Source organism: Geomonas sp. Red32, from assembly GCF_023652955.1.
Taxonomy (GTDB): domain Bacteria; phylum Desulfobacterota; class Desulfuromonadia; order Geobacterales; family Geobacteraceae; genus Geomonas.
In genome coordinates, this window is sequence record NZ_JAKLOY010000001.1 from 278271 (window position 1) to 300071 (window position 21801).

Genomic DNA, 21801 nt, shown 5'->3' on the forward strand with positions numbered 1-21801 from the left:
CCCACCCTACCCCTCCCCCTCAAGGGGGGAGGGAACTGGATGCGGAGGAATTGCCTTGGCTATCCTTCCCCGATAATGCGTACTTCCTCTTCCAGATCCACCCCCGACTGCTCCTTGACCCTCACCTTCACCAGGGCCGCCAGGGCCAGGAGATCGGCAGCCTTGGCGCCGCCGCGGTTCACGAGGAAGTTCGTGTGAACCTCGGAGACCTGGGCCCCTCCCACCGTGGTACCTCTAAGCCCCGCCTGCTCGATCAGCCGCCAGGCCTGGGTCCCCGGGGGATTCTTGAAGAAGGAACCGGCACTCGGGAAGCCGACCCGCTGCGACTTGCCCCGGATGTGGAGGTAGGAGGACATGGTTTCCTCGATCACCCTCCGTTCGGCCGGCTCCATCCTGAGCTTGGCGCCTACCACGATCTCCCGCGGGTCCAGCTTCAGGTAACGGTAGCCGAACTCCAGCTCACCAGCCTTCCTGACCTTGAGCTCCCCTTCGAGGAGGGTGGTCAGCGTCTCCACCCGCTGCAGGGTCTCCCATCCGTGCGCCCCGGCGTTCATGGCTACCGCCCCGCCGAAGGTGCCGGGGATGCCGCAGAGGAATTCCACCCCGGAGAGGCAGTGCTCGGCGGCGATCCGGCAGAGCATGGCGTTGAAGACCCCGGCCTCCACTTCGAGCCGGGCTCCCGGCATCGGTTTCACCGCGTCGAGCGCCTTGAGAGAGATCACGCATCCCCTGATACCGCCGTCGCGGACCAGCAGGTTGAACCCGGCACCCACCACCGTGTAGGGGATGGACGCCTCTTCCATCTTGGCCACCGCCCACCTGAGATCGGGAAGATCGGCCGGCTCGATGTAGAGATCGGCGGGGCCGCCGACCCGCAGGCCGGTATGCTGCGCCATCGGCTCATCCCAGCGGACCTCGCCGCGGAACTCGGCCGCGATGGCTTTGAGCTGTTCGCGCAGCACCAGGCCTATCCCTCGGCGCCGCCGGAGAGCCGCTTCAGCATGGTCTCCCCTACCTGCCAGACGTTACCGGCCCCAAGCGTCAGCAGGATGTCGCCCGGCTGCAGCATCTGCTCCAGGTGGTCGCAGAGCTGGTCGCGGTCGGAGATCCAGGAGACCTCGCGGTGACCGTGACGGCGGACTCTTCCGGCCAGGTTTTCGGCGTTGACCCCCTCGATCGGCGCCTCGCCGGCCGGGTAGATGTCGGTCAGGATCAGCACGTCGGCGTCGTGGAAGGCCTTCACGAACTCCTCGAAGAGCTCCTTGGTCCTCGTGTAACGATGCGGCTGGAAGACCACCACCAGCCGGCGCTCGCTCCATCCCGACTTGGCGGCGGCCAGGGTGGCGCGGATCTCGGTCGGGTGGTGACCGTAATCGTCCACCACCATGATGCCGTTGACCTCCCCCTTGAGGTGGAAGCGGCGCCCGACGCCGCCGAAGGACGCGAACCCTTCCCGGATCACGTCGAACGGGATGTCCAGCTCGCGGGCGACCGCGATGGAGGCCAGCGCATTGAGGACGTTGTGGGCTCCCGGCATGTGGAAGGTGATCTCGCCGAGCCGCACACCCTTGTGGTGGGCGACGAAGCTCGTGGTGAAACCGGAGAGTTTAACGTCGGTGGCGCGGTAATCGGCCTGGGCGGAGAGCCCGTAGCTCGTGAAGCGCTTCTTGACCCGCGGGAGGATGTCCGCCACGTTGCCGTTGTCCAGGCAGAGGACCGCCAGCCCGTAGAAGGGGATCTTGTTGATGAACTCGACGAAGGTGTCCTTGATCTCGTCGATCCCGCTGTAGAAGTCGAGGTGGTCGGCGTCGATGTTGGTCACGATGGCAATGGTCGGGGAAAGGAGGAGGAAGGAGCCGTCCGACTCGTCCGCCTCGGCGACCAGGAACTGCCCCTGCCCGAGCCGCGCGTTGGTCCCGAGCGAATTGAGCCGCCCGCCGATCACGATGGTCGGATCGATCCCCCCCTTGGAAAGGAGGGTAGCCACCAGGGAGGTGGTGGTGGTCTTACCGTGGGTGCCGGCGACCGCGATCCCGTACTTCATCCGCATCAGTTCGGCCAGCATCTCGGCGCGGGGGATGACCGGGATCAGCTTCTCGTGGGCCTCGATCACCTCGGGGTTGTCGTCATGGACGGCGCTGGAGATGACCACCACGTCGACGTTGGCGACGTTTTCGCGGGTGTGCCCGTAGAAGATCTCGCCCCCCAGCCCGGCCAGGCGCTCGGTGATCTCGGAGGAGCGGAGGTCGGAACCGGAGACCTTGTAGCCGAGGTTCAAAAGGACCTCGGCGATGCCGCTCATCCCGATCCCGCCGATCCCCACAAAATGTATTTTTTCGATTTTTCCGTACACGGAATATCCTTTCGTTTGCTCGTCTTTGCCCCGCAGCAGGTCCCCCCCTTTGCGAAGGGGGGACAGGGGGGATTTCACTATCCTCTACCAACTCTTCAAGCTGCCCGCCTTTTCCTACCGGCCGGCTTCCCCCACCCTCTCGCCCCCTCCCTCCGGGGGAGGGGGAAGGAGGGCAGGTTACTTCATCCGCTTCGCCAGGTTCACCTTCTCCATCATGGCAGCCACGATGGCCTGGGCGGCGTCCAGCTGGGCCAGCGAGCGGGCGTTACGCTCCACCTCGGCGAGCCCCTCCGGGTTCCCCATGTGGGAGACGATCTCCTTGGCCAGCACCTCGCCGGAGAGGTCTTCCTCCAGGATCATGAAGCCTGCGCCCCGGTTGATGAGCGACTCGGCATTCTTTCTCTGGTGGTCGTCCGCCGCGTGGGGGAACGGTATGAAGATGCAGGCCTTGCCGCAGGCGGTGACCTCGGCGATGGTGGTTGCCCCCGCCCGGCAGATTACCAGGTCCGCGGCGCCGTAGGCGGCCGACATGTCGTCGATGAAGGGGAGCACCTCGGCCTGGAAACCGGCCGCCTGGTACCCCGCCCGCACCTCCTCGACATCCTTTTGCCCGGTCTGGTGGACGATCTTCAGCCGCTCCTTCATCCCCGCCAGAAACGGCAGCGAGTCGATCAGGGTGGTGTTGATCCGGTGCGCCCCGGCGCTCCCGCCGAAGACCAGCAGGCTGAAGTGGTCCCCCTCGGCCGGGATCCGCTCGTGGAAGCTCCAGAGGATCTCCTTGCGGATCGGGTTGCCGGTCAAAAGCGTGCTCCCCTCGGGGAAGAAGGCCGCCGATTCCGGCATCGAGATGTAGATACCGTCGGCGATCCGCCCGAGCACCTTGTTGGTGATCCCCGGGAAGGCGTTCTGCTCGTGAATGAAACGGGGGATCCCCATCCCGCGGGCAGCCAGCACAAGCGGAGCCGAGGCATAGCCGCCGACGCCGAGCACGAGATCCGGACGGAACTCCTTCAGGATCTTGCGCGACTGCGCGTACCCGAAGAGAAGGCGTCCCGCGCTCAAGAGCTTCCTGGTGGTACCGAGCCCCTTCATCCCGCTGGCGCTGATGGTGGCGAGCGTGTACCCAAGCTTGGGAAGCATGCGCGCCTCGATGCCGTGGTTGGTCCCCACGAAGAGGACCTCGTTCTCCGGCGCCCGGGCCAGGAACTCCTCGGCCACCGCGATCCCCGGGAACAGATGCCCGCCGGTCCCTCCTCCCGCTACGATCAGTCTCATGCCTGCCCCCTCATGCTGGTTGATACGTTAAGGAGGATGCCGATCGCGCAGAGCGAGATGATGAGCGAGCTTCCGCCGTAGCTTAGGAAGGGGAGCGCCAGACCTTTGGTCGGGAGCATCCCGGTAACCACCGCCATGTTGATGAAGGCCTCCAGGCCGATCAGGATGGCGATCCCGAAGGCCAGGAAGCGCCCGAAGTTATCCTCGGCCGCGATGGCGACCCGGATCGAGCGCTGTACCAGCAACAGAAACATCGAGGCGATGACGATCACCCCGATGAAGCCCAGCTCCTCGCCGCAGACCGAGAGTATGAAGTCCGTGTGCGCCTCGGGAAGGTAGAAAAGCTTCTGCTTCCCTTCGCCCAGCCCCTGCCCGAAGATCCCTCCGGTTCCCAGGGCCAGCCAGGACTGGATGATCTGGAACCCGGTGTCGGTCGGATCGTTCCAGGGATTCATGAAGGCAGTGATCCTCCGCATCCGGTAGGCCTCGGTGAAGACCAGGTAGCAGATCCCCGGCAGGGCCACGAGCCCCATCCCGAGGATGTACTGGAGGCGGGTCCCGGCGGCGAAGAGCATCACGATGGCCACCGTCGCCATGGTCATGGCGGCCCCCATGTCGTGCTGCTTCAAGAGGACCGCGATGAAGATCCCCAGGATCAGGAGGTACGGGAAGAACCCGGAGGCGAACTGGCGTAGCTTCTCCTGCCGCTTGTCGAGCGAGTAGGCCATGTAGATGATGAGCGCCACCTTGGCGAGCTCGGAGGGCTGGAAGTTGAAGCCCGGGAGCCTGATCCAGCGCGAGGCACCTTTGGCGGCGCCGCCGATGCCGGGGACGAAGACCAAAAGGAGCAGGAAGAAGCAGCCGAAGAAAAGGGGCACCGCCCACTTCTTCCAGACGTGGTAGTCGATGTGCATGATCACGCCCATGGCGGTGAAGCCGACCGCGGCGTAGATGGACTGGCGCTTTAAGAAGTAGAAACCGTCGTGGTACTTCTTGGCCGCCATCACCGAGGAGGCGGAGTAGACCATGACGACCCCGAAGCAGGTGAGGATCACCACCATCATCAGCACAATGATGTCGTAACCCTCCAGACGCTTCACGCATCCTCCTTCTTGGGTGCCAGAGCGCGGACCGCGGCCTTGAAGCAGTTGGCGCGCTCCAGGTAGTCCTTGAACATGTCGAAGCTTGAGCAGGCGGGGGAGAAGAGCACCACGCCGCCGGGCTTGGTGAGCTTATGGGAGAGCTCGACCGCCTCCTCGAGGGTGGCGGCGAAACGGGTGTCGGTCAGGGAGCCGAGCGCCCCGCTCATCCTTTCCTTGGCCTCCCCGATCAGGATGAGGTGGCTCACCCGCTCTTTGACGAGCGGTGCGAGCGGCTCGTAGGAGCCCCCCTTGTCCTTGCCGCCGGCGATCAGGGTGATCCCTTTTGGGAAGCTCTCCAGCGACTTCACGACGCTCCCGACGTTGGTCCCCTTGCTGTCCTCGTAGTAGCCGACGCCGTCGACGGTGGTCACCAGCTCCATCCGGTGCGGGAGCCCCTTGAAGGTCTTGACCGCCTGGTAGGCGCAGTCGCCGTCGCAGCGCATGAGGAGCGTGGAGGCGAGGCTCGCCATGATGTTGTCGAGGTTGTGGACCCCTTTCAAGAGGAGCCCCTCGGTCCCGAAGGAGAGCGATTTCCCGTTATGGTTGAAGGTGATGAAGCCGTCGCGGCAGCTGATCCCTTCTTCGAGCTCCTGCTCGCGGCTCATCGGGAAGATGCGGGCCTTGAGCTTACCGGCGCAGGCGGCCACCAGCGGGTCGTCGATGTTGAGGACCGCGTAGTCGCTCTCCGTCTGGTTCTCGAAGATCCGAAGCTTCGCGTCGATGTACTCCTGGTAGCTGTGGTAGCGGTCCAGGTGGTCCTCGGTGATGTTGAGGAGCACGGCCACGTCGGGGCGTAAACTCTCGATCCCCTCCAGTTGGAAGGAGGAGAGCTCGACCACCACCCGCTCAACCTCCTGGCCGCTGGTGACCAGGTCGATGAGCGGGTCGCCGATGTTGCCGCCGACGTAGGTCTCGAAGCCGCAGGCGCGGAAGATCTCGCCGGTCAGGGTGGTCGTGGTGGTCTTGCCGTTGGTGCCGGTGATGGCGACCATGGGGGCCTTGATGAACCAGGAGGCGAGCTCCACCTCGCTCACCACCCGGCGCTTCTGCGAGCGGGCCATCTGGAGGGGCTTGATATCCATGGGGACGCCGGGGCTCACCACGATCAGGTCGGCCATCAGGAAGGAGTGCGGGACGTGGCGGCCGAGCTCCAGGTTGAGCTCAAGGTCCTCCAGTTCCGCCAGCACGCCGGCCAGCGCATCGTAATCGCGCATGTCGGTCACCGTGACCCGCGCCCCCTTTTCGGCCAGGAAACGGGTGACGGCGACGCCGGTGCGCGCCAGGCCGACTACCAGTATGTTCTTACCTGCGAGTTCCATCGTTGCCTTTCTTGCTGCTTTGCGGATTCTGAAACGGACCCGCCATGATACCCGAAAATGCCAGCCCTTTGCGTGAAAATTCACTCAGATTCAAACATTTATCGGCTATTCATTTACCTCATCTTAAGGGTGGAGATGGCCACCAGCGCGAGGATGATGGTGATGATCCAGAACCTCACGATGATCTTCGGCTCCGCCACCCCTTTCAGCTCGAAGTGGTGATGGATGGGGGCCATCCTGAAGATCCTCTTCCCGCGGTACTTGTAGGAGCCGACCTGGAAGATGACCGAGAGCGCCTCCACCACGAAGACGCCGCCGACGATCACCAGGAGGATCTCCTGCTTGGTCAGGACCGCCAGGGTCCCGAGCGTCCCCCCCAGGGAGAGGGAGCCGACGTCGCCCATGAAGACCTCGGCCGGGTACGAGTTGTACCAGAGGAACCCGATCCCCGCGCCGACCATGGCCCCGCAGAGGATGGCAAGCTCGCCCGAGCCGGGGACGTAGGGGATCTGCAGGTAGCCGGAAAGCTTGGCGTTACCGGCGATGTAGCCGAAGAGCATGTAGGTCGCCGCGTTGATCGCCACCGGGCCGATGGCCAGCCCGTCAAGGCCGTCGGTCAGGTTGACGGCGTTGGAGGCGCCGACGATGACCAGGGTCACGAACGGGATGAAGAGAATCCCCAGGTCCGGGTGCACCCGCTTGAAGAACGGGAGATACAGCTCGGTGGAGAAGCCGGTCACCTTGAAGTAGGGGAGGCAGTAGAGCACGATCCCCACGAGGCCGGCCAGGATGATCTGCCAGAACATCTTCTGCCGGGGGGAAAGCCCCTTCGGGTTCTTCTCGACCACCTTCTTGTAGTCGTCCACGAACCCCAGGACGCCGTAGCCGATGGTGATGAAGAGGGTGAGCCAGATGAAGTGGTTGGTGAGATCGGCCCAGAGCAGGGTCGGCAGCACGATGCAGACCAGGATCAGCACGCCCCCCATGGTGGGGGTTCCCTGTTTCTTGAGATGGGACTCGGGGCCGTCGGTGCGGATGACCTGGCGGGCCTGGAGCGTCTCGAGGCGGCGGATCACCCAGGGACCGACGATGAAGGACAGGACCAGCGCGGTGATCATGGCGTAGATGGTCCTGAAGGTCAGGTACTTGAAAACGTTGAAGAGCTTGACGCTCGAGGCGAGCGGAACCAGCAGATGGTACAGCATTAGTGACGTCCCCCTTTCGCCTCAGCCAGCAGGGCCTCTTTGGCCAGCTGGGCCGCCCGTTCCATGCGCATCCCGCGCGACCCCTTGAAGAGCACGCAGTCTCCCGGCTCCACCCAGGCGGCCACTTCGCGGGCCACCTCCTCGTGGTCCTTGCCGATCATTACCTGGCCGGCGGGAAGGCCGGCGTCGAGGGCCCCGCGGGCGACCTCGCCGGCCAGATCCCCCAGGAGATAGAGCCGGGCCACCGAGGCGGCGGCCAGCTTGCCGAGCTCGCGATGCGCCTCGACGGTGCCGGTGCCGAGCTCCAGCATGTCGCCCAGCACCGCCACGCAGCGCCCTCCCCCTTCCACCACTTCGTGGAGGGTCTTCAGAGCCGCCGCCATGGAGGCCGGATTGGCGTTGTAGCTGTCGTTGATGAGGATCACCCCGGCGGTCTCTTCGAGCTGGAACCTCTTGTCGTAGGGGGTGAACTCCTCGAGCCCCTGCCGGATGACCTCGCCGGAGATCCCGAGCGCCTGGGCTGCCGCGGCTGCGGCCAGGGCGTTGTAGATGTTGTGGCGGCCGTAGGCGCGGAGGTGGATAGGCTGCTCCTCGCCGGGAAGCCGCAGGACGAAGCTTTCGCCCGCCTTGCCGAGGCTCGTGATGTTGGCGCTACTGACCTCGGCCCCTCTGAGGCCGAAGGTGAGGCGGGTCACGTTCAGGTGGGTCGGGCACTTGGAGATGAGCGGATCGTCGACGTTGTAGACCGCGCTCGAGCCGGGCTTGAGCCTCAGGAAGAGCTCCCCTTTGGCCTTGGCGACCCCTTCCACGCTCCCCAGGGTCTCCAGGTGAGCCGGGAAGGCGTTGGTGATGATGCCGACGTCCGGGTCGGCGATCTCCGCCAGCCGGTCGATCTCGCCGAAGGCGCTCATGCCGAGCTCGACCACCGCCCAGCGCTCGCGCCCGGTCAGCCTAAGGAGGGTGAGCGGGAGGCCGATCAGGTTGTTGAGGTTTCCCTCGGTCTTGAGGCCCGGTCCGGTCTGGGAGAGGATACAGGAGAGCATTTCCTTGGTGGTGGTCTTACCGTTGGAGCCGGTCACCGCCACCATCTTGATCTTGAAGCGGCGGCGGTGGAAGGAGGCCAGATCCCCCAGCGCCCGCTCGGTGTTCTCGACCACCACCCCGGCAGCGCCCTCAGGGAGCTCGTTCTCCTTTTTCCAGTGGTTGTCGACGAGGAAGACGGAGACACCTTTCTCCGCCGCCCCTTTTACGAATTGGTGCCCATCGAAGCGATCCCCCCGGAGCGCGATAAAAAGTTCACCCGCCGCCACCGCGCGAGAGTCGGTGGAGACGCCGGCCACCGTGACAGCGGGGTCTCCCACCATGCTGCCGCCGGTCGCCTCGGCTATCTCTTTAAGGGTGAAACTTGCCATTGATCGGTACGTCCCTTCTTTTGTCTATTTTCTTAACATTCCCTCCCCCCCTGAGGGGGAGGGTCAGGGTGGGGGGGAGGCCGGCCACTGGACTCCGTGGATAATTCCCCCACCCCCCTACCCCCTCCCTCAAGGGGAGGGGGAGGTGAGGCTATTTGTTGGCCAGCGCCTTGGCGGCCTCTTCGCGGTCGTCGAAGTGGTGCTTCACCGTGCCGACGATCTGGTAATCCTCGTGCCCCTTGCCTGCCAGAAGAACGATGTCCCCGGCCTTGGCGATCCGGATGGCGAGCTCGATGGCGTCGTGGCGGCTCTCGATGGTGACGAATCCCTTTTCAGCGATCCCGCCTGCCAGCTCCTCCGGCCGGTACTCCCTGAGCCCGAGCGGCAGGATCCCCGCCTTCACGTCCTCGAGGATGGCGAAGGGGTCTTCGGTGCGCGGGTTGTCGGAGGTCACGATGGCCAGGTCGCTGTAGCGGGCGGCGATCTCGCCCATCACCGGGCGCTTCCCCTTGTCGCGGTCGCCGCCGCAGCCGAAGAGGGTAATGATCCTGCCGGCCTTCAGCTCGGCCACGGTGGCCAGCACGTTCTCCAGGGCATCTCCGGTGTGGGCGTAATCGACCAGTACCGTGAGTCCTTTGTCGTTCTCTACCCGCTCCAGGCGCCCGGGAACCTTCTTGTGCCCCTCGATCCCCGCCACGATGGCGGAATCCGGGAGGTCCAGCGCAATGCCGGCCCCGACCGCCGAGAGGATGTTGTACAGGTTGAAGCGCCCCAGGAGATCCGAAGAGAACTTCAGGCTCCCGCGCGGGGTCTTCAGCTGGCAGCAGATGCCGTGTACGGTGAACTGGACGTCCTGGACGGCGATGTCCCCTTCCTGGCCCGCCGAGTAGCCAAGGACGGGAGCGGCCGACTCTTCCTTGATCCGCCGCCCGTACGGGTCGTCCAGATTGACCACCGCGCAGCGCTTGGGTTTCTCGCCGTCGGGGGTGAGGAGATCGGTGAAGAGCCTCAGCTTGCTCCCGAAGTAGGATTCCATGTCCACGTGGTAGTCGAGATGGTCGCGGGTCAGGTTGCTGAAGACCGCCACGTCGAAGAGGCAGCCGTCGGCTCTGCGCTGTTCGAGGCTGTGGGAGGAGACTTCCATCACCACCCCCTTGGCCCCCTCGTCCACCAGCTGGCGCAGCGTCTGCTGCAGATCGACCGACTCCGGCGTCGTGTTGGGAGCGGGAATCGAGACATCGCCGAAACGGTAGCTGATGGTCCCGAGCACGGCCGGGGGATAGCCCGCCGCCGCCAGGATCCCTTCCACCAGGTAGGTGGTGGTGGTCTTTCCGTTGGTCCCGGTGATCCCCACGGTCGGCACTCCCGCCGTCGGGAGGCCGTAGAAAACGGCCGCCATCAACGACATGGCCCGCCGGGCGTCGGGGACCTCGACGAGGGTAGCCCCGGCAACGGCGCAGGGGCGGTCCGCCACAATGGCGACCGCCCCCCCCTTGACTGCAGCCTCGACGAACTGGCAACCGTCGGTCTTAACTCCTTGCAGGGCAAAGAAAATCCCGCCGGGTCCGACCTGTCGCGAGTCGTAGTAGAGTCCCCCGATCTCGATATCGGAGTTGCCGGTTACCCGGACGCCCTCTACACAGCTAAGCAGTTGTGTGAGTTTCATTGCTATCTCCTCGGGTCAGGCCGACGGCACGAACCGGACCCAGACTTCTTCCTCGGTGGTGATGGGGCTTCCCGGTGCCGGGTGCTGCTCCACGGCCCGTCCGCTTCCCTCCAGTTTCACGTTGAGCCCCCGTTTCTCCATGACTCTCAGCACCTGGCGCATGCTCATCCCGCGGAAGTTGGGCATGGCCCCGGCCGGGGTTCCTTCGACGCTCCCCCCTTCGGAGACCTGAGGGGGATCGGGATCCCGCACCTCCTTGGCCTCCACGGACACCGGCTTCTTCTTGAAACTCTTCTCCGGCGGCACCCCCAGGTAGCAAAGGCTCTGCTGGGCGATGGCGCTGAAGGCCGGGGCGGCCACCACGCCGCCGTACGGGCTGGTGGTCGGCTCATCCACTACCACGAGGATGGTGAGTTTCGGGTTGTCCACCGGCACGAACCCTACGAAGGAGGCGGTCCGTTTCTTGGCCGAGTAGGCGTGGGATGCGTGGTCAACCTTCTGGGCGGTACCGGTCTTCCCCGCCACCGAGTAGCCGTCGACCTGGGCGGCGGTGCCGGTCCCCCCCTCGTTGACGACCCCTTCGAGCATGTGGGCCACCGTCTTGGCCGTGGAGGGGGAGATCACCTTCCTCTTGAGCTGAGGTCCGAACTGTTTCAGTACCTCGCCGTCCTCGTTGGTGATCCGGTCCACCAGGTAGGGCTTCATCAGGTTGCCGCCGTTGGCCACCGCCGAAACCGCCGTGGTGATCTGCAGCGCGGTGGCGGTCACCCCCTGCCCGAAGGAGATGGTCGCCAGGTCGATCGGGTACCACTTGGCCTGCGGCCTTAACATCCCGGCCGCCTCGCCCGGAAGGTCGATTTCGCTCCGCTCGCCGAACCCGAAGGCGGTCAGTGCATCGTAGAGCCTCTGGGAGCCGAGCCGGCCGCCGATCTTGGCCGCCCCGATGTTACTCGAGAATTTGAGCACCTGCGCCACGCTGAGCGCGCCGTAGCTGTGGGTGTCGTGGATGGTCTTGCCGGCAAAGGCCCAGCTGCCGTTCTCGCAGTTGAAGGCGTCGCCCGCCCTGATCACGTGGCTTTCCAGCGCCGAGGCGACCAGGAAGATCTTGAAGGTGGAACCCGGCTCGAAGCTGTCCGAGATGGCCCGGTTTCTCAGTGCATCCTGGCCGTACTTGGAGAAGGCGTTCGGGTTGAAGGTCGGGTAGTTGGCCATCGCCAGCACCCGCCCGGTGTCCGGCTCCATCACGATGGCGATCCCCGATTTGGCGCCGTTCTTCTCGACCGCCTTGGTCAGCTCCTTCTCGGCTATGTACTGGATGTTCTTATCGAGGGTGAGGACGACGTTGCTCCCTTTGGAGCCCTGCTTCCCCTTCTTGAGATCGATGTCCCGCCCCAGCGCGTCCCGCTCGGTCACCAGGTAGCCGGTGTTCCCCAGGATGGTGGAATCGTACTTCTTCTCGATCCCCTCCAGTCCGGTCGGGTCGAGCCCCGTAAAGCCTACCACAGCCGCCGCCACCTCCGAGTTCGGGTAGTAGCGTTTGGTCTCCTTCACGAAACCGATGCCGTCGAGGTCGAGATCCCTGATCTTCTTCGCCTGCTCGGGCGGAATCCTGCGGGCCAGCCAGACGAAGTTGCGGCTCGCCTTGAGCTTCGCCTCCAGCTCCGGCTGGGGGATACCGAGGATGGGAGCCAGCTTGGCCGCCTCGTCCGGGAGGTTCTCCATCTCGCGGGTCTCGGCGTAGCAGGAATCCATCTCCAGGGAGACCGCCAGCGGTGCGTTATTCCTGTCAAAGATCGCCCCGCGTCCCGGGGTGAGTTGCACGATCCGCTGATGCTGCTTCTCCGCGAGCTTCACCAGCTTGTCCTTCTGCAACACCTGCAGAAAGAGGGCGCGCCCGGCGGTCAGTACGAAGAATACGACGAAAAGAGCGGCCACCGAGCGCATCCGCACCCTGGCCCATTTTTCGTGCTTCTCTATCACTTGACCACAACCACCTGCTGGTCGGTCGGGAGCGCCATGCCGAGCTGGCCCTTGGCGATTTCCTCGATCCTGGCAGGGGTCTTAAGGGAAGCGACTTCCACCTTCAACCGCTGGTTCTCCTGCTGCTGCTCCTTCAGGAGGCGGGCGGTATCGGAGATCTTCAGGTTGAGATCGATGACCTCGACCCTCGACCAGACGTGGAAGATGGAGACCAGGGTCAAAAGCACCATCACCCCGATGAGGTAGCGGAAACTGACCCAGTGGTCCCTGATTACGACCCCGGTTCTTACCGGTGCGGCTACTTTGCCGTATTCGACCTTGCTCTGTGCCATGGCTTAATCCCTCTATACGATCTTTTCAACAACCCTCAGCTTGGCGCTGCGGGACCTCGGATTTTCCTTAACTTCCTGTTCGCTGGCCATGAGCGGCTTGCCGGTTATCACCTTGCACTGCGGGACCTTCCCGCAGACGCAGATGGGAAGCTCTTTGGGGCAGGTGCAGCCGGTGGCGGCGGCCCGGAAGGACTCCTTGACGATGCGGTCTTCCAGCGAGTGGAAGGAGATCACCGCGCCGCGCCCCCCTTTTCTCAAAAGCTTCAGCAGGGCCGCGAGCCCATCCTCGAGGCTCTTCAGCTCCTCGTTGACCGCGATCCGCAACCCCTGGAAGGTCCTGGTCGCCGGGTGGAGCCGCTCTTCCCACTTGGCCTTGGGGATGGCCCCCTTGATGATGTCCACCAGCTGGAAGGTGGTCTCGATCGGCTGCTCGCTCCTCGCCTTCACGATGAAGGAGGCGACCCGCTTGGCCCAGCGCTCCTCCCCGTAGTCGGAGATGATGCGGGTGAGCTCCCCCTCGGAGAGCTCGTTGACCAGGTCGGCGGCGGTGGGGCCTTCCTCCCTGTTCATCCGCATGTCGAGCGGGGCGTCCTGCATGAAGCTGAATCCCCGTTCCTCGCGGTCCAGCTGGTGCGAGGAGACACCGAGGTCCAGCACGAAACCGTCGATGGCCTCGACCCCGATCCCGGCCAGGGTCTCGGCGATGTCGGCGAAGTTCCTCTGGAAGATCCGGGCCCGGGCGCCGAAGGGGGCGAGCCTCTCGGTGGCCGCCGCGATCGCCTCGGCGTCGCGGTCGAAGCCCAGGAGCACCCCCTCGGGGGAGCTCGCGGTCAGGATCAGCCCGGCGTGCCCGGCGCCCCCGAGCGTCCCGTCCACGTAGATCCCGCCGGAGCGGGGGGAGAGCGCCCTGAGGACCTCGTCGGGCATGACCGAGATGTGGTGGAAGTCCACCATCTAGAGCCCCAGCCCGGCCAAGGCCGCCGAGTCGGTCGGGAAGTTCTGCTCGTCCTGCTCGCAGACCTTGGTCCAGACGGACTGGCTGTAAACGTCGATCTTGGTCTGCATCCCGACGAAGTGGATGTCCCGCTCGAGCTGGGCGGTCTTCCGGAGATCCGAGGGGACCAGGAGCCTGCCGAGCTTGTCGGCGGTGCATTCGACGGCGGGGACCAGGATCATCCTCCTGACGGCAGCCAGCTCCGCGACGCTCAAGCCGAGCGAGGTGCCGTCTTTGAGCTTCTCCTCGATGGCAAGGAATTCATGGTACGGGTAGATGGCCAGACCATAGCAGACCTCCCCATTGCCAAGCCGGACCGGACTCGACTTGGTGAGGAAGAAACGCTCGTCGCCGAAGGTCTCCACCAGAACCTCGCGGAATTTCGCGGGAATGCTGGTGCGCCCCTTGGCGTCGATGGTCGTGTCGAACTTCCCTCTGAACATGTTTTCCCCGGCACTCATTGCCACTTTATACCACTTTATACCACCGTCGGCTGAACTATACGGGAGGGATAGAGTGATGTCAAGGCAAAATTGTCACGAAAAAGTGATCCTTTCCGAAGATTTTCCAAGGGTTTAAATGAGAGAACCGGAGGCGGGGAAGAAGGTGGTAAAGAGGGGCAAACGGGAGGCAGAACCGGCTCCGGAATGGATGGTCAGGGAGTTCGAACGACTGCTGCACGGGGAGGTCAGGCGGTGTGTGTCGGGGCGGGCCCCCTCCCCCGGTCGGGGGAAGGGACGGGTCCTGCAGAGGGAACTTCGTATGATTGGTCGCTATCTATCGGTGAAGAGCTCCTCCCTCCCCTTGAAAAGGGAGGTCCGGAGGGGGAATTTTTCCCCTTTTTGAAAGGGGGGCTTTCGCCGGGTAACGGGGGCTACTTCTTACGGTCGAAGAGGGAGACCACCTTGCCACCCTTTTTGGGAGCGTCGCCCCCTTTTTCGACCGGGGCTACCGGTGACGGGGGCTCGGGAGGGACCACCTTTTCCAGCATGATCGGGGTGTTCCCCATGGTGAAGGGGGCGCCGTTCACCTGGCTCTCGTCGAGGATCCAGGTATAGACCTGGAGCGGCACGGTGAGGACCAGCAGTTTGACCTTCCACCACCCCGGCTTGACGTCGGGCGAGATGTCCTCGATTCTGGCGTAGAAGGCGGGCTTGTTGTCGATGTGCGCGAGCACGAGATCGTTGATGGTTGCCATGAAGTTGGGTTTCCTCTCGAGTTGTCGTTGCCCGTCAGGGCTCCCCGCTGATGAGGGGACCGTCCATCGAAGTGGGCGGAAAGAGCGCGCGCAGTTCGGCGTAGACTCCCTTCAACTCCTGCTCGAGGCGGTAGAATTCGGTCACCGTCTCCTCGGGGAGCCGGTCCTCGATCACTTCGCAGTTGAAGGTGATGCAGTTGAACGGGCGGTATCCCGGTGGCATGAGACAGCCGGCGGTGGTGAGGTAGGGACAACGGGGACTTTCGAAGCGCGGAGTGAAGATCGGCTTGGCGGTCACCAGGTAGACCAGGAGATCGGCCTTGGCGAAGTGGAGCCTGCCGGTCACGCAGCAGGCGCCGTCACAGGCGGCACAGTGCGCTTCGGCATTGGCCCGGGAGGCGATATCCTGCAGCGCCTCCTTGCACTCGATCATCTCCTGGCACAGGTTACCCACCCGCTCCCGGTCCTGGATCGGGAGCATCACCCAGACCGCCGCCACGTTGCGGAGTCCGTCCTGCCATTGTTTCTGAAGGCTCATGGAGCCAGCCTCCTGTATATCTGCGCAAAAACGCCATCCAGGCCGCGAAGCCGTGATGGCGTCTTGTTGCCGTTTACTGCAAAAATTGGCCGAAGCAGCCCGTAAGCCGGGTTCTGTTCCCGCGGCAGGTTACCCCGCACGCGGGCGATGGTCATTCATCTAGGAGCGCCGTTACCGGCGCCCTCAAGCAACCAACCCGGAAGCACGGACGGGCCGCCCTTAACGCTTCCCTATTTGGTCTTGCTCCTGGTGGGGTTTACCTGGCATCCGGCGTCACCGCCGGACCCGGTGAGCTCTTACCTCACCCTTTCACCCTTACCCGCCTTCGCTGGACGCCGCGCGAGCGCGGCAGCTTTGGCGGGCGGACTTCTCTCTGTGGCACTATCCCTGGGGTTGCCCCCGCTGGACGTTATCCAGCACCCTGCCCTATGGAGCCCGGACTTTCCTCCCTCCCCCTTCGCACGAGGCTACGGGGGACGGCGGCCATCTGGTCTGCTTCGGCCAAAACGAAAAACTGCGTGAAGCGCCTTCTATGTTCTAACCGTCCAGCTCCTGCTTCATGATCAGGATCCGCTGGCAGTGCGGGCAGGTGATCACGTCGTCGGCGCGGAACAGGGTGTTGTAGAGCTGCGGCGGAAGGTGCATGTTGCACCCCATGCAGTTCCCTTCCCTCGCCTCGACCACGGCCACGCCGCGGCGCTGGTCGCGAAGCTTGGAGTAGCGCTTCATCACCGAGGCCGAGAGAATCTTGACGGCCTCCTCACGGGTCACGGCGTCGGCCGCGATGCCGGTCTCCAGCGCGGTGACCTTGGCCTGGAGCTCGGCCTGCTGGGTGGCCACGTTGGCCTCGAGCTCCTCAAGATCGGTCTCCTTCTTGGCGATGTCGGCAGCGATCTCTTCCAGGGCATTGATCTTCTGAAGGATCTGGTCCTCGAGCTCGGCGATCATCTTCTTGGCGCCGGAGATCTCCTTGGAGACCGCCTGGTACTCCTTCTGGGTCTTGATCTCTTTCTGGTGGGACTCCGACCGCACGATGTTCTCGTTCTCGGTAGCGAGGCTCGCGTCGAGCTCCGCCTTCTCCGCTGCCACCGTTTCGGACTCCTCGCGGCGGGCCGCGATCTGCTCCCGCGCCTCGGCGAGCTTGGCTTCCAGGGCCTGTGCCTCGGCAAGGAGCTGCCCTTTTTCGCTGTCCAGACCGTCGATCCTCAGATCGATCTCCTGCAATTCGTATAACGACTTCAGCTTGTTACGCAAAATCTGCCTCCCCAACACCTCTATTGTTGATGCCCGGCGGGTTTACCAGAAACTGAACGGCTCCCGCTCGTGCTTGTACTCGATCACTTCCGTCTCATACTTCCTTGCTGCCAGAACCTCCCGCAGGGTGGCAGCCAAACCTTCCACCATGGGATGCTCGGTGGCGAAATGCCCGGCGTCGAGGACGGCGATGCCGAGCGCCTCCGCCTCGCGCGCTTCGTGGTACTTAAGATCGCCCGTCACCAGGACGTCGGCCCCCTTGCGGGCCGCTTCGTGGACGAGGAACGCCCCGCTGCCGCCGCACAGGGCGACCTTCTTCACCGGACGGTCACTCCCCCCCACCAGCCGCACCCCGGCGGCGCCGAGCGCCTCCTTGACCCGGCAGGCGAAGACCCCGGCGGTCACCGGTTCGGCCAGCAGCCCGATCCTCCCGATCCCCCGCGCCGCGCCACGCGCCAGCACCGGGTAGAGGTCGAAGGCAGGCTCCTCGTACGGATGCACCTTCTTGAGCGCAGTCACGGCTGCCCCGGTGAGCTCCTTGGGAAGCAGGAACTCGAGCCGGCTCTCCTTCTCCTGGTGCAGCACACCGATCTCCCCGACAAAGGGGGAGGCGCCTTCCAGGGCCCGGAAACGGCCGACGCCGTCTCCCTGGAAGGAGCAGTCGCGGTAGTTGCCGATGGGGGCCATGAAACGCGAGAGCCCCTCGAGGACCTTCTCCTCGTAACCGTGGGGAACGAAGACGGCCATCTTCGCCAGTTCCTGGGAACCGGTGATCTTCAGGGGCGCCACCTCGGCCAGGCCGAGACGGCCGGCCAGGAGGTCGTTGACGCCGCCGGAGGCGATATCGTAGTTGGTGTGCAGGGAGATGATGGCCAGGTCGTTCTTGATGGCCGCTATGGTCAGCCGCCCGACTTCGTCGGCGGTGGAGATCTTCTTGAGGGGGGTGAAGATGAAGGGGTGGTGGGTGATCAGCAACTGGCAGCCGGCCTCTATCGCGGCCTCGACTGCGGGGGGGCCGGGATCCAGCGCCACCATGAGCCGGGAGACCTGCCGGACCGGGTCCCCGAGCTGCAGGCCCACGTTATCCCAGGACTCCGCATACTCCGCGGGAGCGATTTTGTTAGTTATTCCAAGTAGATCCGAAATTCTAGGAGTTATCATCGCGCACAAAAGAAAAAGAGTGCAACCGCTTGGTGTGCACTCTTTCTCTCCACTTTGAGTTTATTCTTTCGTCTGACCAGGTGCTTTAAGGGCATCCCCACATCATCCTAATTGTTGAGGGTGGTGGGCCCACCAGGACTCGAACCTGGGACCGACCGGTTATGAGCCGGTAGCTCTAACCAACTGAGCTATAGGCCCGAAAAGCGAAATTTAACTATAGGTTAAAAGATAAGCAGTGTCAAGGTCCTATTTTAATCTTCCCACCCGTACCGCCCGCGTACAGAGGCACAAAGGTGAGCCGGCGGCGGGAACGGCGCCGGCTCAACGTCCCCCCCTTTGCGAAGGGGGGACAGGGGGGATTTGCTTTAGTACATCTCGTACTTCAACAGCCGGCACTCGATCGGCCCGTTGAAGAGCACGATCCTCCGCGCCGCCTTCAGGCCCACCCCCTTGGCGAGCTCCAGGTTTCCGGTGAATATATAGGCCGTGTACCCTTTGCAGCGCTGCTTCAGGACGTCGCCGATCTCCTTGTAGAGGGGGCGGAGCGCCTCCTCCTCGCCGAGCCTCTTCCCGTAGGGGGGATTCATGACGATCACTCCCGGCCCCGGCGGCGGGATCAACTCCCCCACCGCACCCCGCCCGATGGTGACCGCCTCCCCCACCCCCGCCCGCCCGGCGTTCTCGTGCGCCATGGCGATAGCCGAGTGCGAGATGTCGGATGCCACCACCGGCGCCGGCAGCGCGGGGAGGATCCCCTGCCGCGCCTCCTTGGCGAGAGTAGTCCAGAGCGTGCGGTCGTAGCCGGGCCAGCGCTGGAAGCCGAACTTGGTCCGCAAAAGCCCCGGAGGGATGCGAAGCGCCTTCATGGCCGCTTCGATGGCGATGGTCCCGGTCCCGCACATGGGATCGACGAAGGGAACGCTCCCGTCCCAGCCGGTCATCTCCACCAGCGCGGCGGCCAGGTTCTCCTTGAGCGGCGCCTCGTGCTTGTCCAGCCGGTAGCCCCGCCGGTCCAGCGGCGTCCCCGAGCAGTCGAGGCTGAGAAAACAGCGGTTTCTGAAGAGCCGCACGTTGACCCTGAGATCGGGATCCCGCGTGTCCACGCTGGGGCGGCCCCCGAAGCGGTCCCGCATGGTGTCGACGATGGCGTCCTTGGTCTTCAAGGCCACGAACCCGGAATGGGTCATGGCGCAATCCCTCAGGGTGCAGTCGACCGCCAGGGTCATCTCGGTGGTGAGGTAGCGGGGCCAGGAAACGCTCCGCACCCCCTGGTAGAGCTGCTCGGGGGTCTCGCACGGGAACTCGGCGAGCGGCATCAGCACCCTGCTCGCGGTCCGCAGCCAAAGGTTGGCCTTATAGGCCGCCGGCATCCCGCCGCCGAAACGCACCCCGCCGCTTTCGATCGAAACATTCTCGATCCCCAGCCGGGTCAGTTCGGCAGCCAGCACCTCTTCCACCCCCTTGGCGGTGGTGGCGAAAAAATGATCGGTGGTCATAGAAAAATCCATAGAAGCTGATTAGCAAAGGGTTCTTGCCTTGCTCATGAGGACTATACACTCCCCCGGCCGGGACGCGCAACGCTAAAAGCCCCCCGCCCCCTTTCCGCGGGCCGCCGATCCGCCCCCCGAAAGCCCAGCAGTGACGCGAAAATTTCCCCCTCCCGTCACTTGATAACCATGCCGTTCATGATAAACATTGCAGTGGTGTAAACCCAGGTGAAGGGGAGCCGACATGAATATTCATGAGTACCAGGCCAAGGAGATCCTCCAGTCGTATTCCATTCCCGTCCCGCGCGGCCGGGTGGCGCTCACCTCCGACCAGGTGGAACGGGCGGCCAAGGAGCTCGGCGGCCATTGCGTGGTTAAGGCACAGATCTATGCCGGGGGCCGCGGCAAGGCGGGGGGGGTCAAGGTGGTTCACCACCCCGAGCAGGCCCAGGAGCTCGGCAAAGAGCTCTTCGGCAAGCGGCTGGTCACCCCGCAGACCGGCCCGGAGGGGCTCAAGGTCCGCAGGATCCTGGTCGAGGAGGCGGTGGACATCGCCCGCGAGTTCTACCTCTCCATCACCCTGGACCGGGCCACCTCCCGTTACTGCCTGATCGCCAGCGCCGAAGGGGGAGTCGAGATCGAGGAGGTCGCCCGCCGCAGCCCCGAAAAGATCAACATGTTCAACATCGACCCGGCCACCGGGCTTCGCCCCTACCAGGCGAGGAAACTGGCCCTGAAGCTCGGCCTGACCGGAAGCATCTGCGAGGACTGCGTCCAGCTCATGCTGAACCTGTACCGTCTCTGCCTGGAGAAGGACTGCTTCCTGGTGGAGATCAACCCCCTGGTGGTGACCCGGGCGGGCTGGCTGCTCGCGATGGACGCCAAGATCAGCTTCGACGACAACGCCATCTTCCGCCACCACGAGTACCCGGACATGATGGACTACTCGCAGCTCGACACCCTGGAGATCAACGCCGGCAAGTACGACCTATCTTATATAAAGCTGCAGGGGTCGATCGGTTGCATGGTGAACGGCGCGGGGCTTGCCATGGCGACCCTCGACGTTCTCAAGGAGTTCGGCGGCGAGCCGGCCAACTTCCTCGATGTAGGGGGGGGCGCCACCCGGGAGAAGGTCGCCGAGGCCTTCAAGATCATCCTGGAGGACAACGACGCCAAGGGGGTCTTCGTCAACATCTTCGGGGGGATCATGCGCTGCGACGTCATCGCCCAGGGGATCATCGAAGCGGCGGCCGAGATGAACTGCACCCTCCCGATCGTGGTCCGCATGGACGGAAGCCAGGTCGAGGAGGGAAAGAGACTTTTGGCCGAATCGGGGTTGAACGTGCAGACCGCCGATAACCTCGGCGACGGGGCCTCGAAGATCGTCGCCATGCTGGGGAGCTGACCGGATCAATCGCAGGCGCAAGCGCCCACAGGGTCCCCTCCCCTTCGAGGGGAAAGACAGGGTGAGGATGGGGTGTACCGCAAGGAGGGTTTAATGTCCATACTGCTCAGCAGCGAGTCGCGGGTGGTGGTCCAGGGGATCACCGGAAGAAGCGGCCTTTTCCATACCCAGCAGTGCCGCGACTACGGCACCAACATCGTGGCGGGGGTTACCCCGGGCAAGGGGGGGATCCACATCGAAGGGATCCCGGTCTTCAACACGGTGGAGGAGGCGGTCCGCTATACCAAGGCCGACGTCTCCATGATCTTCGTCCCTCCCCCGGGAGCGGCCGACGCCATCCTCGAAGCGTGCGACGCCGGGCTCGAGCTCGCGGTCTGCATCACCGAGGGGATCCCGGTCCGGGACATGGTGCTCGCCCGCCAGGTCCAGGAGAAGAGCAAGACGCTCCTGGTCGGGCCCAACTGCCCGGGAGTGATTACGCCGGGGCAGTGCAAGGTCGGCATCATGCCGGGCTACATACACAAGCCCGGGAGGATCGGCGTGGTCTCCCGCAGCGGCACCCTCACTTACGAGGCGGTCAAGCAGCTCTCCGATGTGGGGCTCGGGCAGTCGACCTGCGTGGGGATCGGGGGGGACCCGATCATCGGCATGAACTTCATCGACGTCCTCAAGCGGTTCAACGAAGACCCCAACACCGACGGGGTTTTCATGATCGGCGAGATCGGCGGGGGAGCGGAAGAGGAGGCGGCGTACTGGATCAAGAAGCACATGAAGAAGCCGGTGGCGGCCTTCATCGCCGGCGTCACGGCGCCTCCCGGCAAGAGGATGGGGCACGCCGGCGCGATCATCACCGGCGGCAAGGGTAAGGCCGAAGACAAGATACGGACCCTCACCGAGTGTGGCGTCGCGGTCTCCCCGAGCCCCACCAAGATGGGGACCACCATGCAGGAGCTCCTCAAAGGAGGCGCCCCCGCCTGAGAGCGGACCGCCCCCCTTCCGGAGCCGGCCGCCACCGCCTCCCGTAGGCTCCCAGTCGTGCCCATGTTCTCTGCGGGCTCCCCTCGGTTCCCTTAGGTCCCT

The 21801-nt window shown here is 64.4% G+C and carries 19 protein-coding genes, 1 tRNA gene and 1 other RNA gene; 2 read left to right on the forward strand and 19 right to left on the reverse strand.

Translation table 11 applies throughout. The features are described 5' to 3' along the window. Window positions 1–59: 59 nt before the first annotated feature. The 19 genes from murB to L4X63_RS01325 form a co-directional block, all read right to left on the reverse strand. The gene (gene murB, locus L4X63_RS01235) at window positions 60–959 is read right to left on the reverse strand and encodes a UDP-N-acetylmuramate dehydrogenase (RefSeq protein ID WP_250677865.1); all 900 of its coding nucleotides are present in this window, start codon (window positions 957–959) and stop codon (window positions 60–62) included. 8 nt (window positions 960–967) lie between these two features. Further along, window positions 968–2353: a UDP-N-acetylmuramate--L-alanine ligase gene (murC, locus tag L4X63_RS01240; protein ID WP_250676767.1), complete on the reverse strand. Its 1386-nt coding sequence runs from the start codon at window positions 2351–2353 to the stop codon at window positions 968–970. A 177-nt stretch (window positions 2354–2530) separates the two neighbouring features. Next, a complete protein-coding gene (gene murG, locus L4X63_RS01245; protein ID WP_250676768.1) occupies window positions 2531–3628 on the reverse strand; it encodes an undecaprenyldiphospho-muramoylpentapeptide beta-N-acetylglucosaminyltransferase in 1098 nt (365 codons plus the stop codon). Continuing rightward, the gene (ftsW, locus tag L4X63_RS01250) at window positions 3625–4692 is read right to left on the reverse strand and encodes a putative lipid II flippase FtsW (protein WP_250677866.1); all 1068 of its coding nucleotides are present in this window, start codon (window positions 4690–4692) and stop codon (window positions 3625–3627) included. The genes murG and ftsW overlap by 4 nt, the downstream gene beginning before the upstream one ends. A 32-nt stretch (window positions 4693–4724) precedes the next feature. Then, window positions 4725–6089 carry a UDP-N-acetylmuramoyl-L-alanine--D-glutamate ligase gene (gene murD, locus L4X63_RS01255; RefSeq protein WP_250676769.1) on the reverse strand — a complete coding sequence of 455 codons (1365 nt, stop codon included), beginning with the start codon at window positions 6087–6089 and terminating at the stop codon, window positions 4725–4727. 113 nt (window positions 6090–6202) lie between these two features. Then, window positions 6203–7294 carry a phospho-N-acetylmuramoyl-pentapeptide-transferase gene (gene mraY, locus L4X63_RS01260; protein ID WP_250676770.1) on the reverse strand — a complete coding sequence of 364 codons (1092 nt, stop codon included), beginning with the start codon at window positions 7292–7294 and terminating at the stop codon, window positions 6203–6205. Beyond that, entirely contained in the window at window positions 7294–8706 is a 1413-nt protein-coding gene (locus L4X63_RS01265) for a UDP-N-acetylmuramoyl-tripeptide--D-alanyl-D-alanine ligase (RefSeq protein ID WP_250676771.1), read from the reverse strand. Before L4X63_RS01265 ends, mraY begins: the two co-directional genes overlap by 1 nt. 151 nt (window positions 8707–8857) lie before the next feature. Further along, window positions 8858–10372 carry a UDP-N-acetylmuramoyl-L-alanyl-D-glutamate--2,6-diaminopimelate ligase gene (locus L4X63_RS01270; RefSeq protein WP_250676772.1) on the reverse strand — a complete coding sequence of 505 codons (1515 nt, stop codon included), beginning with the start codon at window positions 10370–10372 and terminating at the stop codon, window positions 8858–8860. A gap of 15 nt (window positions 10373–10387) precedes the next feature. After that, on the reverse strand, window positions 10388–12352 hold the full coding sequence (locus L4X63_RS01275) for a PASTA domain-containing penicillin-binding protein (RefSeq protein ID WP_250676773.1): 1965 nt from the start codon (window positions 12350–12352) through the stop codon (window positions 10388–10390). After that, window positions 12349–12684, reverse strand: a complete 336-nt coding sequence (gene ftsL, locus L4X63_RS01280) for a cell division protein FtsL (RefSeq protein ID WP_250676774.1) — start codon at window positions 12682–12684, stop codon at window positions 12349–12351. Before ftsL ends, L4X63_RS01275 begins: the two co-directional genes overlap by 4 nt. Before the next feature lie 12 nt (window positions 12685–12696). Then, a complete protein-coding gene (rsmH, locus tag L4X63_RS01285) occupies window positions 12697–13638 on the reverse strand; it encodes a 16S rRNA (cytosine(1402)-N(4))-methyltransferase RsmH (protein ID WP_250676775.1) in 942 nt (313 codons plus the stop codon). After that, entirely contained in the window at window positions 13639–14121 is a 483-nt protein-coding gene (gene mraZ / locus L4X63_RS01290) for a division/cell wall cluster transcriptional repressor MraZ (RefSeq protein WP_250676776.1), read from the reverse strand. Window positions 14122–14552: 431 nt separating this feature from the next. Further along, the gene (locus L4X63_RS01295) at window positions 14553–14876 is read right to left on the reverse strand and encodes a hypothetical protein (RefSeq protein WP_250676777.1); all 324 of its coding nucleotides are present in this window, start codon (window positions 14874–14876) and stop codon (window positions 14553–14555) included. Window positions 14877–14910: 34 nt separating this feature from the next. Beyond that, window positions 14911–15414: a hypothetical protein gene (locus tag L4X63_RS01300; RefSeq protein ID WP_250676778.1), complete on the reverse strand. Its 504-nt coding sequence runs from the start codon at window positions 15412–15414 to the stop codon at window positions 14911–14913. A gap of 87 nt (window positions 15415–15501) precedes the next feature. Further along, an RNA gene (gene rnpB / locus L4X63_RS01305) (RNase P RNA component class A) lies at window positions 15502–15913 on the reverse strand. 38 nt (window positions 15914–15951) lie between these two features. Then, window positions 15952–16668 (reverse strand): zinc ribbon domain-containing protein, encoded by a 717-nt coding sequence (locus tag L4X63_RS01310; RefSeq protein WP_250676779.1) that lies wholly within the window; start codon window positions 16666–16668, stop codon window positions 15952–15954. 42 nt (window positions 16669–16710) lie between these two features. After that, entirely contained in the window at window positions 16711–17829 is a 1119-nt protein-coding gene (locus L4X63_RS01315) for a Nif3-like dinuclear metal center hexameric protein (RefSeq protein ID WP_250676780.1), read from the reverse strand. A 121-nt stretch (window positions 17830–17950) separates the two neighbouring features. Beyond that, a tRNA-Ile gene (locus tag L4X63_RS01320) sits at window positions 17951–18027 on the reverse strand. A 167-nt stretch (window positions 18028–18194) separates the two neighbouring features. Further along, the gene (locus tag L4X63_RS01325) at window positions 18195–19325 is read right to left on the reverse strand and encodes a THUMP domain-containing class I SAM-dependent RNA methyltransferase (protein WP_250676781.1); all 1131 of its coding nucleotides are present in this window, start codon (window positions 19323–19325) and stop codon (window positions 18195–18197) included. 235 nt (window positions 19326–19560) lie between these two features. Here L4X63_RS01325 and sucC point away from each other — a divergent pair, with 235 nt between their 5' ends. Both sucC and sucD read left to right on the forward strand, forming a co-directional pair. Then, window positions 19561–20721, forward strand: coding sequence for an ADP-forming succinate--CoA ligase subunit beta (gene sucC / locus L4X63_RS01330; protein ID WP_250676782.1), 1161 nt, complete (start codon window positions 19561–19563; stop codon window positions 20719–20721). A gap of 93 nt (window positions 20722–20814) precedes the next feature. Then, complete coding sequence (gene sucD / locus L4X63_RS01335; protein WP_250676783.1) at window positions 20815–21699, forward strand: succinate--CoA ligase subunit alpha; 885 nt, start codon at window positions 20815–20817, stop codon at window positions 21697–21699. Window positions 21700–21801 lie beyond the last annotated feature (102 nt).